Consider the following 16716-nt stretch of genomic DNA (forward strand, 5'->3'; position numbering starts at 1 on the left):
GGGCAGCGGGCTTACCACTACAATTGGGGAGGCAATTGTTTATGGGAAAAGGATCATTGTTGTGGAAGCGCACATTACGTACAGCCGGAGTATCCCTGCTGAGTTCCGTGTTACTGGTCACTTCGCTAGGCCTTGGCAACACGCCAGTAACACATGCAGCGGGTGCAAGACAGATGGAATATCTCGATCGCGGTGTGGTGGCTGTGAAGACGGGGACAGGTGTTTTTGTCAGTTGGCGGCTTCTGGGTACGGAAGGTTCGAATGTATCGTTTAACGTCTATCGGGACGGAACCAAGGTGAATGCTACACCCATAACGAACAGCACGAACCTTCAGGATGCAAGCGGGACAAGCAGTTCCAAATACACAGTTCGCGCAGTAGTCAGTGGAACGGAGCAGGCTACTTCAGCGGCAGCAAGCGTATGGGGCAACAACTATCTATCTGTACCGCTGAGTGTACCCGCTGGTGGGACAACACCTGATGGAGTAGCCTACACTTACAGTGCTAACGATGCTAGTGCAGGTGATCTGGATGGTGATGGTGAGTATGAATTGATCGTGAAGTGGGACCCCTCCAACTCCAAGGATAACTCTCAGAGCGGTTATACCGGAGAAGTGTTTATCGATGCCTACAAATTAAACGGAACACGCCTCTGGCGAATTGGTTTGGGCAAAAATATCCGTGCCGGCGCTCATTACACCCAGTTCATGGTGTACGATCTCGACGGTGATGGCAAAGCCGAAGTTGCGATGAAAACAGCCGATGGCACCAGGGATGGCACTGGCGTGATCATCGGGGATGCCAGCAAGGATTACCGCAATTCCAGCGGTTATGTATTATCTGGCCCCGAATTCCTGACGGTTTTCAATGGGCAGACTGGCAAAGCGCTCTCCACGGTGAATTACGAACCGGCGCGTGGCAATGTATCCGACTGGGGAGACAACTATGGCAACCGGGTGGACCGGTTCCTTGCTGCCATTGCTTATCTGGATGGGGAGCGCCCAAGCCTGGTCATGGCCCGTGGATACTACACCCGCACAGTACTGGTGGCGTATAACTGGCGGAATGGACAGCTGACCAAACAGTGGACATTTGATTCCAATACCTCGGGCAATTCGGGTTATGCCGGACAGGGCAATCACAATCTGAGTGTGGCGGACGTAGATGGAGATGGGAAAGACGAGATTGTCTATGGCGCCATGGCGGTGGATGATAACGGCAAAGGCTTATATACGACAGGGCTTCATCATGGCGATGCCATGCATCTGAGTGACTTGGACCCTGACCGCCCTGGACTTGAGGTGTTTCAGGTCCATGAGACACCGTCCAATGCCGGAGTGGAATTCCGTGATGCGGGTACAGGCCAATTAATCTGGGGAGTCAAAACAACGAAGGATATTGGACGCGGCATGGCAGCAGATATTGATCCAAGATATAAAGGTGCCGAAGTGTGGGCAGACGGCAGCCTGTACACAGCCAAAGGGCAGAAACTCGGGACAACCCTGCCTTCCTCCACGAATTTTGGGATCTGGTGGGATGGCGACCTGCTCCGTGAACTGTTGGACAGCAACCGAATCGACAAGTGGAATTATACCAACAGCACAACGATGAACCTGCTCACCGCATCCGGCGTTTCTTCCAACAACGGAACCAAGTCTACGCCGAATCTGCAGGCCGATCTCTTCGGGGACTGGAGAGAGGAAGTCGTGTGGCGGACCAATGACAGCTCAGCGCTGCGGATCTATACCACAACAGCAGTTACCGACAAACGCATCTATACGCTGATGCATGATCCGGTGTACCGTCTTGGCGTCGCTTGGCAAAATGTAGCCTACAATCAGCCGCCGCACACCGGCTTTTATCTGGGCGAAGGCATGAACCCACCACCGGTACCGAATATCCGGTATGCGGGCAGATGAGGAATGGACAAGGTGTGGCTGACCAACTCCGCACATGTTTATCGTAAACAGCGAAGCATGGGATTCGCTGAAGGGAACAACGGCCGATGGTTCGTTGTTCCTCTTTTTTTGCCAATGGCGCAGAAATCCGGTAAAAATCGGAAAAAACGTTTGACAGGTATATAGACTGCCTTTATTATACGTATATAACTTACTAAACAGGTAGGAATAATAAAACATGCAACCTGAACAGAATAACGTTCTCACCGTATAGACGGAGGAACACCGCAGCGCATCCTTTCCGGATGAAAGCATACACGGCCCAGGGCCGGCATGACTTTATGGGGAGAAGTGCGCGGGGGTTCCTCCGTCTTCTTGTTTTTTACGGGGCGTTCGATCCTGTTCAGCCGGCCTGGGGTAGTCATGCAGATTGATATCGGGGGAGTGTTTTTGATGAAAAAGAGAATTCACAAGGGTATTCTGGTTGGTCTGGCACTGGTGTTAACAGGGGTACTGGCAGCATGTGGGTCGGATAGCAGCGGGTCCAGTGCAGCAGGAACATCGGGGGGAGCGAAAGGTGGCAAGGAAGGGACTAAGCCTATCGAACTGCTGAATGTTTCCTACGATCCAACACGGGAACTCTATGAGCAATATAACAAAGCGTTTGCGGCGCATTGGTTGAAAGAGAAGGGCCAGGAAGTGACGATCAAGCAATCCCACGGGGGATCGGGCAAACAGAGTCGTTCGGTTATCGACGGACTGGATGCAGACGTGGTGACACTGGCATTGGGATACGATATTGATGCGATTGAAGATAAAGGTCTGATTAACGAAGGCTGGCAGGACAAATACGAGCATAACAGCTCTCCGTATACCTCTACGATTGTATTCCTTGTACGTAAAGGCAATCCCAAAGGCATCAAGGACTGGGATGATCTGATCAAAGGGGATACCCAAGTCATCACCCCGAATCCCAAAACGTCCGGCGGGGCACGCTGGAATTATCTGGCGGCATGGGGGTATGCCCTTAAGCACAATAACAATGATGAAGAGAAAGCGAAGGAATTCGTTGGTGAATTGTTCAAACATGCGCCTGTGCTGGATTCGGGTGCTCGCGGATCTACGACAACGTTTGTTGAACGTGGCATTGGGGATGTGCTGCTTGCCTGGGAGAATGAAGCTTTCCTATCGGTAAAAGAGCTGGGTCCGGACAAATTCGATATTGTCGTGCCTTCGGTTAGTATCTTAGCAGAACCCCCGGTTGCGATTGTGGACAAAAATGCAGACAAAAAAGGAAGCCGCGACGTGGCGGATGCCTACCTGAAATATTTGTACAGTGAAGAAGGACAGACGATTGCCGCTGAAAATTATTACCGCCCAACGCTGGACAGCGTGGAGGAAAAATTCAAAGATCAGTTCCCGGCGCTTGAACTGTTCACATTGAAAGATGTATTCGGTACATGGCGGGATACTCAGGCCAAACATTTCAATGATGGTGGTATCTTCGACCAGATCTATGTTCCAGGTAGCTAAGATTGCTCTGTTCATTAGAAGACCCGATCAATCGCGCTGTAAGCGGCCAACCAGCCTTACCGGCTGAAGGCAGAGAGGATGAACGTACATGAGCAAGGTGATGTTGGCGAGGAGACGCACATTGCCGGGATTCGGATTAACGATGGGTTACAGTGTGCTCTACCTGAGCCTGGTTGTACTTATTCCACTGGCAGCGCTGTTGTTTAACTCAACAGGGCTGACATGGGCAACCATGATTGAGGTTGCGACCAATCCCAGGGTGCTGGCTTCCTTCCAGGTCAGCTTTCTGACCGCAGGTGCAGCGGCCCTGATCGATCTCGTGCTGGGGCTACTCCTGGCATGGGTGCTTGTTCGGTATGAATTCCCGGGCAAACGGCTATTCGATGCGGTTATTGATCTGCCTTTTGCCTTGCCAACGGCGGTAGCGGGGGTAGCCCTCACGGCGATCTATGCCGGCAATGGCTGGATTGGACAGTTTGTAGAGCCTTTGGGTATTAAGCTCGCATACTCCCAGGCTGGGATTACGCTGGCGCTGATGTTTATTGGCATTCCGTTCGTGGTTCGTACGGTGCAACCGGTATTGGAGGAGCTGGAGGCGGAGGTGGAAGAAGCGGCTGCCACACTGGGCGCAGGAAGATGGCGGATATTCCGTACGATTCTGCTGCCGGATCTGATCCCCCCGTTGTTAACGGGGTTTGCTCTGGCCTTTGCCCGGGGCATTGGTGAATACGGCTCCGTTGTATTTATTTCAGGTAATATGCCAATGAAAACAGAGATTGCGCCCTTGCTGATCATGGCCAAGCTGGAGCAGTTCGATTATGCAGGCGCTACAGCGGTAGCTTTGCTGCTGCTTCTGGTTTCTTTCATCCTGTTGTTGATCATTAATTCCTTGCAACGTTGGAGTCGGAAGGCGGGCAAGGCATGACGATGGAGCATGATAGAATAAGGATATTTAAAGACGTCACTTACCCATACCAAAGGAGGTGCAGCATATGGCGGGTTCCGTTCCACTGAGTCCTGTTCCACCCGTTAAGACTGGCCGTGGAACGAACCGTGCAACAACGGAAGCTCCATGGGTCAAATGGTTATTGATCGGACTTGCAAGTCTGGTGTTATTGTGGCTGCTTATTCTGCCGCTGGTGATCGTGCTCATGGAGGCCCTGAAACAGGGTTGGGGTGTATACATTGCAGCTCTTACCGAGCCGGATGCCATGTCTGCACTGAAACTCACGTTATTGGTTGCAGCGATTACGGTGCCGCTGAATACGATATTTGGTGTGGCCGCTGCATGGGTCATTACCAAGTTCCAGTTCAAAGGCAAGGGACTTATGATCACCCTGATTGATCTTCCCTTTTCGATCTCACCTGTGGTGGGCGGCTTGATCTTTGTATTGGTCTTTGGTTCGAATGGGTGGTTTGGGCCGTGGCTGTCCGAACATGATATCAAAATCATTTTTGCGCTGCCAGGCATCGTCATTGCAACGCTGTTTATTACGTTTCCCTTTGTAGCGAGGGAGTTAATTCCACTCATGGAGGACCAGGGAACCCGGGAAGAGGAAGCAGCGGTTACGCTGGGTGCTTCCGGGTGGCGAATCTTCTGGAGTGTAACCTTGCCCAACATCAAATGGGGGCTGCTGTACGGTATTATTCTGTGTAATGCCCGTGCCATGGGCGAGTTCGGAGCGGTATCTGTGGTGTCCGGACATATCCGCGGAGAGACCAATACGCTGCCGCTGCATGTGGAGATTTTGTATAACGAATATCAATTCTCAGCTTCGTTTGCCGTAGCGTCACTGCTCCTGATTCTGGCTCTCGCCACGTTGTTACTCAAGAGCTGGCTTGGACACAAAGCGGTTTCGGAAAAGTGATACAAAGCGGATCAATTTCATATTATGAGAAGAAGAAAATACAGATTGACAGCTACTGGAAGCCCTGCTAATGTATAAACCAAGTATATAGGTTGGATAAGAATGATTTATAAATCAGTTGCGTAACAGTGGACTTAGGAATATGGCGGGCAGTAGCCCGAGAAGAGGAGGCGGCTCTATGGCTAAGCCGTTAAAAGTGGATGAGGTATGGTTGGACCGAATTGCCGGACAACTGAATGACATGGAGTTTGGTTCATTGCATATCGTGGTGCATGAAGGTCAGATTGTGCAGATGGAGCGGACCGAACGCAAGCGTTTTGAGAACACGCCCTCAGGCAGCGCCTCCAAAACTGGAAGCACGGCACGAAGCAATTCAGCCCGTCCACTCCGCGGATCGAATGCGAGTGCGAAGGGATAAAGAGTGACGTTGCGTTAGGGAAGCAAAGATGGTAGTGTAGTGGATTCTTGATGTGACGCTTCCAGTACGTCCTACCTATTGCGTGCGACTTGTTTCCTTACGCGCCTTATACCAATGATTCGCTTCAAGCAGCACCTGTTGCCCACCTGCATCCTTAAATTCTTCCACAAAAGTATCGAAATACCCCACAGGCTGATCGCCGGTAATGATGGAGATATATGCTCTGTCTCTCATACGAATCAACTCCGATGAATATTGAATCAGGGCAGGGGTTGCAACCTCCAGGCGATTATAGATACCATTCTCCGTCAACCCTGCAGATGCAGCCCATTGTTCACGTTTGTCCGAGGCTGCACCTGGAACCATCATGCCAATACTTGAGCCGATCATATTCGTGTAATTCTCCATTTGGCTGTATGGACGAAGCAAGTGGAACGATTTTGAATCTGCAGCACTCCAATCCCAGTGCTTTCCTGGAAGGCCATACTCCATTTTGATCTGTTCGATCGGATCGGGGTTGGCACTTACATAATCAAGTATCTCCAAGATTTTCTCCAGTTTTCCCGGCTCGTTTGCAGCCTCAGCACCTATAGCAATAAAATTCATGAGCAGATTATTCCCTTTGGAACCGCTATGTCCATCAGGACCTATAACCGGAGAACCGAATACAATCTTGGCGGCTGCATTCTTCTGGAGTAGCTCACTGACGTTGAACGAAGGCTCGACTGGGATTTCCTCACCATTTTCATTGAGGACACTGTAATCTCCCGCTTGATTCCAATGATAGTAATTTCCCATCGAGGTCATCCCGATTTTGCCATTAATAAAAGTGTGGGACAGATGTTTATAGCCACCTTTATTCTCTCCCGTGATAAACTCCGGATCAATAATCCCATCCCGATACCATTTCTGCATATACTCCAAGGCTTGTTTCATCTCAGGCTCCAAAGCGCCGATCACGAGTTGGTTGTTTTTTTCATTAAAATAAAGCTGCTCGGTAAAAACAGATTGTCCAAAGGCGCCAAACACGACATTTAAGCCCTCTCTGGATAGCCCATACGTATCCTGTTTGCCATTACCGTCCGGATCATCTTTGGCAAAAGCGTACATGACCGCTTCGAATTCATCTAATGTTTTCGGAACGTCCAGACCCAGCCTTTTAAGCCAGTCCTCCCGGTATACGACAGGAGTCCGATAGATGTTGGTCTGATTGATGACTGGAATTCCATAGATGCTGCCATTTATTTTTCCGTACTCCAAATAACGTGAGTCATAATCACGAATTCGCTGTACAATATTGGGCGCATATTGTTCAAGTGCTTCAGGGGGAATCTCCGCTAACACGCCTTGCATTTGATACTTAAGCAGATCATGTGGTTGCCTGATTCGGAACAGATCCGGTATTTTTCCCTGAGCCAGCTCCAGGTCCAGCAGTTCCTCGTACCGCTTGTTCTCAAGGTTCCACACCTCCAGATCGATATCAAACCGATCCTCAATATAGGCAATCATCTCCGCGTCCTCAGGAACAGGGATATTCTGATGCATGGTCCAGGATATCGTATACTGTGGTACTGTATTCTTCTCAGCGCTTGCTAGATTTTCCTGCTGCTGTACTTGTGCTGTTTCCCTGTTTAGAAAGGTACAACCACTAGTTAATATGAGAAGGAGAAGTATTGTGGAATATAGACATAGCTTTTTTGAAAGGTTGAGGTTCATAGCAGCTCCTTTCCTAATTTTAAATTCTATATAGGTTCAATCAAATAATATCTACACGGACACTCCGATGACAGAACAACCTTCCGATCGCTGTTATTCCCAGATTTCTTTTGATCCCTCTTCTAAAGGGGTGAAATCCGGGAATAAAGGCGAACGCTTCGCTTCTTCAGGTTCTTTCTGTCCTCTCCGTTTTTGTGTAAATGTTAAATTCAACCTATATAGATTACTGCTCCATTAGACTGCGCATGAAATTTTTCGGCGTACAGCCGTGAATTTCTTTGAACTTCTTAATGAAATAGGCAGGAGTGCGGTAACCGACCGTACTTGCGACCTGCTCAACCGTAATTTCACGTTGTGTCATGAGTTCCCGGGCGCGTTCCATTCGCTGATTCGTAACATACTCGGAATAGACAATCCCGGTTTCTTCTTTGAAGAGTTTACTGAGATATTTAGGGCTGATGAATACTTGCTCTGAGACATGATCCAGCGTGAGATCGCCCGACAAGTGCTCGTGAATATAGGCTTTGACCGCCGATATGGTATCCACACTCCGTACCTCGCTTCGTTTCTCCATGTGCATCACAAATTCAGTCACGAGATGGATCATCCATTCCGAATAGCGATTGATATTGTAGAACAATGAAAATTGCTTGTACAAATTCAATGAACTCGCCTCGGCAGGTTGCAGGCGCATCTGTTGAATACATTCAGCGTATATAGATACCGTTTTTAATAAGATGATACGACTGTATTCGGCTGAATAGGGGCCTTCCTTTATTATCGCTACCAATTCCTGAATGGCCTGGACCGAACCTTGCATATCCCGAGTCTGCAATTTTTTCTCGAAGTTAATGAGATATGATTCCGGGATCTCCAGACCGCTGGCTTCCCTGTTCAGCAGATCAAGATCCTGAATGGCAGACTGATCGGGAAAGAAGTAGGCGTATCGAATCAAGGCATTCGCCTGATGATAGCTTGTGTGAATCTTCGTGAAGTGTTCTACCCAGCCGCCTAACGAAAGTACAAATTCAAGGCCAAATCTGCTTCTTGCCTCCGTGTGAATAAAGTTAATAATGTGATCAGAGATAGGTTCCTCGGATTGATTGGTACAGATGATTACACCGATTTTGTGATCCTGCAATTCCTCTGCGAGCAGCTTTGTTTCTTCCATGTCTGCCATCTCAAGTTGCTGAATCATCGTGTACAACGTATGCTGCAACTGTCGTGGCTGTAGATTTTTCCACTTCTCATTGACGGGGTCAATGACGATGCAGCGGAAGCGGGAGTAATCGATTGAAATATGCACAGATTGCAGTTGCTCTGTCAGCTCTTCCGGTGTAAATCGGTTATTCAACATGTTCAGCATGATACTATGCTTAATCATCTTATGATTGGCCTGCAAGGTTTCTTCAAGACTATCAACTTTATTGGACAGACTGTTAAACGTTGTATCGATGAACCGGTATTCGTCCTGCTTGAGGCTGGTTGGGCTATCCATCCGGCTCTTGATGTTATTCAGGATTTGTTTTAGTGGACTATAGTTGGCCCTGGTGAAGATGGACGACATCGCGATCCCAACCGCTACAGCCAATAAGCCTAGAAGAACTGAAATTTCCTTCAAGCTATCCAGCTTATAGTAGAAGCTCTCATTAGGCGTGGTCGTATAGATTCGCCATGCATTTCCTTTAAATTGATCTTGCGTAACGACAGAAGAGTCATGGTTAAATACAGGCGCGAAGTTCTCATCTGAAGAATGAAGAGAGAGCAGTGACTGAGTCAGATTCTCTTCCGTAGCACTGCCTATTAACGTTTTGTCTGCGGCAGAGATGACAGTTCCATCCTGATCGATGATTAATGTATTCGCATAATCAGCAGGGAGCATATTTTTAATGATCTGACTGATTGCTGACTCTTTGATATCAATCGCAATCATGACCTTGCTGTCTTTTCCAGAAGATTGAAACGGGTAACTGTGGACATAGGAAATGATAGGGCTCATGTTGCTCTGTCCCCGCGATTCGATATATGCATCCTGAGGAACCATGCGAGTCTGCATCCATAAGGAGCTTTCTTCGGTTTCTTTCATCGCAGCAATCCATTCCGTCGTATGATCCGCACTTGAAGGCGTGTCCCCATAGAGCATCAGCCCATATATAGATGAGACAACGAAGTGGTTCTTAGCATCGTACACATGAATAGCTTCAATGAGATCGGAATAATTTTGCACCATATTTATGAGGGACTGTTCGATGTCCAAAATTTTGCTGTGGTTTCCTTTTAAGCTATCCAAATTGATATTTGCAGCGTTACCGAGTGCCAGGGACAGGTAGACCTGATTCACCTTCTGGATTACGGAGCTCTCAATAGTATTAACCGTGCTTTTCAGCGACAATTGATTATTGATTCGGATCTCTTTGCTGTATTGATGGGAGAAGAAGAGATAGAAAATGGAGCCGAAAAGAAGCGCAATGACAAGAACGACAGCGAGGTAGGAAAGAACCATCTTGGATCTCACAGACTGAAATGGCTTACGCACCCTTTTTCCCCCTTCAATTCCTCATATCTAGACAACTTCATCATTATATAGCAGGCCGAGGACAAGAAATCATGTTGACCGAAATTTAACAAACGTCTTGCTCATATTTTACACCAATTTAATAAAGCGTTTACATAAAAAGATATCTTAATTAACGAAACTAGTATTTCCTCTGTTTTTTGGGGGTGGAAATCATCGGAACGTACGATTTTGATATAAAACGGAATATGTTCTATAGATGCGAAATGCTCCCTAATGCTACATTAACGGCAGATCAGACATCTGGATAGAGACTTTTGTCCTCATATGCTGACGCAGAAGTGAAAATGAATTTACGATTAGGGGAGCGTGTATTAGTAAGCCATGAGAAAACCACTTAAAAAGTCACTTGCACTACTTCTAATGTTGTCTATGGTAGGTCCGACGTTTGCAGAGAAGAGTTTTGCAGCCGATCAGAAGATTCAGTTCTCTGATATTAAGGGACACTGGGCGGAAGCAAATATTCAAGCATGGGGCGATGAAGGATTAATTCGGGGCTACCTGGATCGTTCATTCAAACCGAACACGTATATTACCAGAGCAGAATTTATGAATTTGGTAAATGGAGCGTTTGGATATTCCGGACAAGCTGAAGTTACCTTTAACGATGTGTCGGAGAGTGCGTGGTATTACGAAGCAGTTTCGATCGCAAATGCGAATGGATATATAGATGGATATGCGGATGGCACCATGAAGCCGCAAGATCCGATTACACGTCAGGAAGCAGCTAAAGTCATTGCTGGTATTCTAAATTTGGAGTCGAATGAAACAGCAGCAAATGTCTTTAGCGATTCATCTTCTATTGCGGCGTGGAGCAAGGGGGCTGTAGGTGGAGCTGCTGCAGCGAAAATTATTGCCGGATATGCAGATGGAAGCTTCAAACCGCTTGATTCCATTACTCGTGCCGAAGCCGTGTCAGCACTCGTTAAGGCGGTAGAAGCAGATGCGACTACGGCTGCCAAACCAGCTAAGCCAAAAGGAACGGCAGCCGTGCTGAATGTTAATCCTCCAGCAGATGAAGCCCGGTTGTCCGCCGTGAAGGACGGAGCCAATGCTGGAGACGACACCTTGAAAAATATTGCGGAAACCAATCCGTTTATTGATATTTTGGACGGTTTTGATCAAGTATGGTCCATGAATCAAGCAGATTGGAGAGACGGAACAGCGGCAACCAAAATTGGGGCTGACGGGAAGAATGCAAAGTATGGAGATGGACCGTCCCCCTATTATGACGGCTTTAAGAATGATCCAACCGTACCCGTCGCTGATCAGAAAACATATGCAAATGAAGAAATCCGAAACAAAGCGACTTGGGAAGCCAATATCAGATATGTAGAAAAGGTCACGCAAAACCGCACGGGTGAAGAAGCTTTGGCAGCCTATTATGATGACCAAAGGGATAAGATCTATAGTGTGATGGAGGGCTTTGGTCCGTTGGCTAACACGTATGTAGATATCATCAAGCCAAAGACAAACGTTGAACGAACGGTGGACGATATGAATAAGGTGTTGACCGAAGAAACGGTGGAAGATGAAAGCCAAGGTATTGGAGATTGGGATGCAAAAACGGAGCTTTCAGACCTGGTTAATTTGGTTGATCTGGTTCGATTCAAAATTCCTGCCTCATCTAATCCCTCTAAATATTTCTACTCTTCCCCAAGACCGTGGAGAATGAATTCCAATGGAGAAGTGAAAGAGGTTGTCGATAGCAAAGGGCTGCCTGTATGGGAAACCATGGGCGAAGGTGAGAAAAAAGAAGTACCTCTGGCTTCAGGCGGCACCAAATCAACCGGAGAAAAACATTACCAGCAATACGAAACTAACGTTAAGCTTATTCCTGCCTTAACTTATGTCAAACGAATTGCTGAGGATGGAAGAGGAAAAGATGGCGGATTCCCGAGCGGACATACCAGTGCAGCTTATTTATCCGTATTTCCTTTGGCATACGCTACGCCAGAACGATTCGCTGAATTGTTAACGAGAGCAGCTCAGTTGGGAGAGAATCGAGTCGTAACGGGGATGCACTCACCGCTTGATGTTATAGGCGGAAGAATACAATCCACGGCCATGGCTGCATATGCACTTAATCAGGCTGAGAACAAAGATGTGTTAGAGAAAGGCTATGAGAATGCAGGTGAAGTATTTGGAGCTGCAGCCAAGGAAAAAAATATGAGTCTGTATGAATATGCACACACCGTAACAGAGGATTACACATTTAAGAGTGCTTATGATGTACACAAATGGGAAGATCATGATGCCAATAAAGCCTTCTATAGAGAGAAGATGACATATGGTCTACCACAAACAGGAACTAAAGGTTTGGCTCCCGTTGTACCGCAAGGAGCAGAAGCGCTGTTGGAAACACGTCAACCGTATTTAACAGATGAGCAGCGCAGACAAGTATTGTATACAACATCCATTGACTCTGGATATCCTGTACTGGATGAATCCAAGGGCTGGGGTAGAATTGATCTGGTCACGGCTGCGGATGGATACGGTGCATTCTTAAACAATGTAACTGTGGATATGGATGCTTCCAAAGGACGGTTTAATGCAGAAGACTGGTGGAGAAATAATATCACCGGCAGTGGAATGCTCACGAAAAAGGGAACAGGAACCCTTACATTGACAGGAAAAAATAGCTACACAGGCGGAACCTTACTGCAAGCAGGAACACTGGTAGCTGAATCTGCAACGGCTTTTGGTACAGGTGATCTGTATGTAGAGAATGGAACAGTTGTTGTGAATGTGGATGGAGCATTAAACTTGAATAGAAACTTCACCATGGATAAGGGCACGCTGGAATTGGTTGTCGCTGATGGCAACAGTCAGCTGAATGTCGGCAGAAAACTCTATATTGATGGAGGAAGCCTGAATCTGGACTTGTCCAACTATAAGATTGAAGGCTCCAAAGATATTACGTTAATCACCGCGAATGGAATTACAGGTGAATTCGACAGTGTAACGGCAGATGGTTATAACGTTACGGTCACCTATGAAAAAGGTCGTATCATTGCACATGTTGCAGCCAAATAAGCAAAGTAATTAGTGCTAGCGTTCAATTCTTCGCAAGACAAAATTAGTAATATAGAAAAGGGCTGAAACTACAATGTAGTTTCGGCCCTTTTTGCGTACAGACTTGCAGAATGAAGATCGTGTCTTCAAATCTACTGAAAGCCAAGGCGTACATGATCGACTTTTTTAGCGTTTTTGTCGATCGATTTTGGGAAATAACGTGTCTGATGTTCCTTACAATGTTGCAAGAGGACGCAGAGGTCAACTAAGACTTCCTGAGTTCCTTAGAAAATCGGCTGAATGCGTTAGTTATTCGTCGGTATTGGGAACTGATTTACGACGTGTATTCACTTCCATCTCCGTAGAGGTTTGCTTCGTTGGTTCCAGCTCCGTATGCCCTGCATAAGGGCGATCACTGCGAGAGCGTGTCCCATTCAACGCGAAACCCGATGTGAATATAATCAACTGTAATCCCAGGGCATAGGGCGCAGCATCAAATCCAATCAGGTGGAGTAAGGAGCATAGCGCGATCACCAAGGAGAGCAATTTGAATACTGTACGTGGCTTATCCCGACGTGGGCTGGCCCAGAGCAGGTAACCATATATGATGGTGATCATTAGGGAAACCGCGCGAATCCATGGCAATATGCTCTCCCATGAGTCTACAGGCACATCCAACATCCGTTGACCTAATACCAGATCTGTAACCAGAAACCCTGTAGCGGCTAATGCGGCTGGTTCGGCTACCGGCCGAAGGATGGTCCAGACCGCTGTGCCCCAATGATCTGCATGTGTATCCCGGCTGAGTTCATCTGATAATACGGTGCATTCTCGTTCCAGTGCTCTGTGCATAAGGCCGAGTTTGGCAGGGTCATGTTCCTTGATACAGTCTCGAATCTGATCCTGTAGTTGAGGGGAAAGGTAAGATGCGGCTTTGCAGGCTAACATTGCTGTGATCAGATCGTTATGTTCGGGTTCCGATGGTTCATAATTCCGATTTTCCTGGATGGTAAGTTGTCCCAAGAGGGCTGTACTTATGTATAATGTATCTCGTATCCTTCGCATTCGCCTTTCGTGGCTGCGGCGAACTTCAGTGGCAGACCATATGTATATCCCCAGAAGCACAGCCATGACGCCAAGCAGCACAGCCACAGTGCCTGGGCGCGATGTTAGATCTTCAATCCAACGTTGAAACACACTTGTTCCTCCTTTGCAGCAACTTCACGTATCATGAAACACGCTTCACGTAAGCTTTCTCTCACTATTACACAGGAAGTAGATGAATTCAAGCAGAAAGGGGCACAATTCATGGATCATGTGAATATTGAACACACACCACCCGCAGCTGGGGAGTATCTTTCCCTGCGACAGATTGCCGGCCTTAGTCCGATGAGCAGGGAAGGGGCGGAGATTGGACTACCGAATAGCCTGTTTGCCGTATGTCTGCGTGAAGAGGATATGCTGGTAGGTATGGGGCGAGTGATTGGAGATGGAGGTTGCTTTTTTCAGGTCGTCGATATTGCTGTACACCCGGATCTTCAGGGAATGGGTTATGGAAAACTGATCATGAGCGAGATCATGAATTATCTGCGTGATGTTGTGCCTGCTCGAGGTTTGGTCAGTTTGCTGGCGGATGTTCCTGCGGATCGCCTATATGCTCAGTTTGGATTTGAGTATACTAGTCCGAAATCGGAGGGTATGTGGTGGAGACAGGGAGAGTAGCGAACTAATTAAATAACCTATTCAGCGAACCTTTGGATATCCAAAGGTTTTTTGCTTTACAACCATTTATTTACAAGTATAATGTAAATTATAACCAATTTACGATTTACAAATTACAATATACAGATTCCTTATTGAGAATGGAGGAAATGAATATGTACAATGATCAGAAAGCTCAGTTTAACCAGATGGTGGAACGATCTGTGGAGCAGGCGAACAAAAACCTTTCGGGAACCAAGGGGGTAGTTTCCGTTCGATTAAGTCAGGAAGAGATTGATATTATTGATCAGCTTGTATTTCTTGAGTTAGCCAAAAACCGTTCTGACGCAACTGCGATGCTGATTAGGGAAGGCATACGAACACATCAGACCTTATTAAACGAGATACGCGAGTATACGGCCGAACTGGAACGGGTAAAAGCCAAGATACAACAAACCATTCGAGATTCCGGTTTAGTAGCGCGTCTGCATCGTAATAGTGATGATGAATCTGTTACGTACGATGGAGAGGTGCGTGAAAAAGATGAAAAGTGAGATTCGCGGCGACAGCTATCGAGCGGTTTTACGCCTTCCTTCTTTTGTAGTGCTTCTTGTCGGCAGATTGATTTCCGGGGCAGGACAGATTTTATTTTCTATGGCGACGATGTGGTATATCCTGCAATTAACGGAGTCGGCACTCGCTGCTGCGCTTATTCCGATGCTGCCTTATCTGATCTATGCATTTCTAGGCATCCCCCTGGCTACGATCAGCGATCGCCTGCCGAAGAAACAACTTTTGATCTGGACAGATATACTGCGCGCAGGTATAGCCTGTCTTCTGGCGCTTTTGTTCATGACAGGTTCCATGCTTCCTTGGCATATTTACGCAGCCAATCTGCTCATTGCCATCCTTGGATTTTTGTTTAATCCCGCTACCCAGACAGTCATCCCCGCAATTTTGCCAGAACCTACAAAACAATTAGCTCCAGCCAATGCATTACTGAACTCTTCCTCCAAAACGATTGAATTGCTTGGATACGCCATGGGGGGGATATTGATTGCGCTCATCTCCGTTCAGTCCATCTTGTTTATCTATGCAGTTACGTTTCTGTTATCCGCCATATCCATTTTCTTTATCCGCATCCCTGCAACCAAAGTCGTGAAACAAAAAGGAGTCTCAGGTTTTGTCAAAGATAGCATGCAGGGAATTACCTTCCTGTTTTCCCGTAAAATTTTGGCCTGCTGCATTATCTTTGGAGCCATTATCAATTTTGCGGGTGCACCACTGCACATTTTTACGCCGATTTTTGCCAATATGGTGCTGCAAGCCGGACCACAAGGCTACGGTCTTCTTCAGTCAGCCTTTGCCGCTGGAAGTATTGCAGGCTCTCTGCTCAGTGGCAAATATGCCAAAAGACTCTCGCTCGCTCACTGGTTTTTGATTAGTTATCTCATCTCAGGTACAAGTTTGCTGCTCATGCCGATGTTTCCTAAGCTGTATATCGCTATTGCGTGTTCATTTTTGTTGATGCTGGGACTTGCTCTTGTGAACGTACCTTTGGTTACATCGATTCTTTTATCCACACCGGAAGAAAAAAGAGGACGTGTCATGAACAGCATGGGTGTTTTGATGAGTGGTGTTAGTAATCCGCTTGGTTTGTTACTGGGCGGATGGTTCATTGAAACGTACAATCCTTCATGGGTGTACATGGGGATTGGTACATTTGTTATTTGTATGGGCATGGCAAGCCTGTTTGTTCGACCATTCCGTGAAGAACGGAGCAAGCGTACGAGGCAACAAACGACCTCTATGTAGTACGGAATCTGATGTCATACTGCACCTCTTTTTAGTCCGAGGAAACAAGTAATTTGACATAGTCAGGCGAATAAATGGATTCAATGAATAATTTATGTAAAATAATTCAATTAAAAAGAAGGAAATTCAAAATTTATGTAGAATTTGGTTTATAAGAGGGGGAGACAAATGGGAGGT

General features: G+C 47.0%; 12 protein-coding genes. 9 read left to right on the top strand and 3 right to left on the bottom strand.

Going from position 1 to position 16716, the window contains the following annotated elements; genetic code table 11:
• The first annotated feature begins 41 nt into the window (after positions 1-41).
• The 5 genes from MKX40_RS02585 (at position 42) to MKX40_RS02605 (ending at position 5717) form a co-directional block, all read left to right on the top strand.
• Positions 42-1919, top strand: a complete 1878-nt coding sequence (locus MKX40_RS02585) for a rhamnogalacturonan lyase (RefSeq protein WP_339239294.1) — start codon at positions 42-44, stop codon at positions 1917-1919.
• A 432-nt stretch (positions 1920-2351) separates the two neighbouring features.
• On the top strand, positions 2352-3431 hold the full coding sequence (locus tag MKX40_RS02590; RefSeq protein WP_339239295.1) for a sulfate ABC transporter substrate-binding protein: 1080 nt from the start codon (positions 2352-2354) through the stop codon (positions 3429-3431).
• Between the two features lie 88 nt (positions 3432-3519).
• Positions 3520-4356, top strand: coding sequence for a sulfate ABC transporter permease subunit CysT (gene cysT / locus MKX40_RS02595; RefSeq protein WP_339239296.1), 837 nt, complete (start codon positions 3520-3522; stop codon positions 4354-4356).
• 67 nt (positions 4357-4423) lie between these two features.
• Positions 4424-5299 (top strand): sulfate ABC transporter permease subunit CysW, encoded by an 876-nt coding sequence (cysW, locus tag MKX40_RS02600; RefSeq protein WP_339239297.1) that lies wholly within the window; start codon positions 4424-4426, stop codon positions 5297-5299.
• Between the two features lie 178 nt (positions 5300-5477).
• Positions 5478-5717, top strand: coding sequence for a YezD family protein (locus MKX40_RS02605; protein ID WP_339239298.1), 240 nt, complete (start codon positions 5478-5480; stop codon positions 5715-5717).
• 75 nt (positions 5718-5792) lie between these two features.
• Here MKX40_RS02605 and MKX40_RS02610 read toward each other — a convergent pair whose 3' ends face one another.
• Positions 5793-7262, bottom strand: coding sequence for an extracellular solute-binding protein (locus MKX40_RS02610; RefSeq protein WP_339239299.1), 1470 nt, complete (start codon positions 7260-7262; stop codon positions 5793-5795).
• A 394-nt stretch (positions 7263-7656) separates the two neighbouring features.
• Positions 7657-9969: an AraC family transcriptional regulator gene (locus MKX40_RS02615; RefSeq protein WP_339239300.1), complete on the bottom strand. Its 2313-nt coding sequence runs from the start codon at positions 9967-9969 to the stop codon at positions 7657-7659.
• A gap of 363 nt (positions 9970-10332) precedes the next feature.
• Here MKX40_RS02615 and MKX40_RS02620 point away from each other — a divergent pair, with 363 nt between their 5' ends.
• Positions 10333-13044 (top strand): S-layer homology domain-containing protein, encoded by a 2712-nt coding sequence (locus MKX40_RS02620; RefSeq protein WP_339239301.1) that lies wholly within the window; start codon positions 10333-10335, stop codon positions 13042-13044.
• A gap of 288 nt (positions 13045-13332) precedes the next feature.
• Here MKX40_RS02620 and MKX40_RS02625 read toward each other — a convergent pair whose 3' ends face one another.
• Positions 13333-14220 carry a hypothetical protein gene (locus MKX40_RS02625; RefSeq protein WP_339239302.1) on the bottom strand — a complete coding sequence of 296 codons (888 nt, stop codon included), beginning with the start codon at positions 14218-14220 and terminating at the stop codon, positions 13333-13335.
• Positions 14221-14331: 111 nt separating this feature from the next.
• Here MKX40_RS02625 and MKX40_RS02630 point away from each other — a divergent pair, with 111 nt between their 5' ends.
• From MKX40_RS02630 to MKX40_RS02640, 3 genes are all read left to right on the top strand, one after another.
• Entirely contained in the window at positions 14332-14745 is a 414-nt protein-coding gene (locus tag MKX40_RS02630) for a GNAT family N-acetyltransferase (protein ID WP_339239304.1), read from the top strand.
• A 155-nt stretch (positions 14746-14900) separates the two neighbouring features.
• Positions 14901-15278 carry a hypothetical protein gene (locus tag MKX40_RS02635; RefSeq protein WP_339239305.1) on the top strand — a complete coding sequence of 126 codons (378 nt, stop codon included), beginning with the start codon at positions 14901-14903 and terminating at the stop codon, positions 15276-15278.
• Positions 15268-16539: an MFS transporter gene (locus tag MKX40_RS02640; protein ID WP_339242891.1), complete on the top strand. Its 1272-nt coding sequence runs from the start codon at positions 15268-15270 to the stop codon at positions 16537-16539. Before MKX40_RS02635 ends, MKX40_RS02640 begins: the two co-directional genes overlap by 11 nt.
• The last annotated feature ends 177 nt before the right edge of the window (positions 16540-16716 follow it).

It is taken from the genome of Paenibacillus sp. FSL R5-0517, assembly GCF_037974355.1.
Classification (GTDB): domain Bacteria; phylum Bacillota; class Bacilli; order Paenibacillales; family Paenibacillaceae; genus Paenibacillus.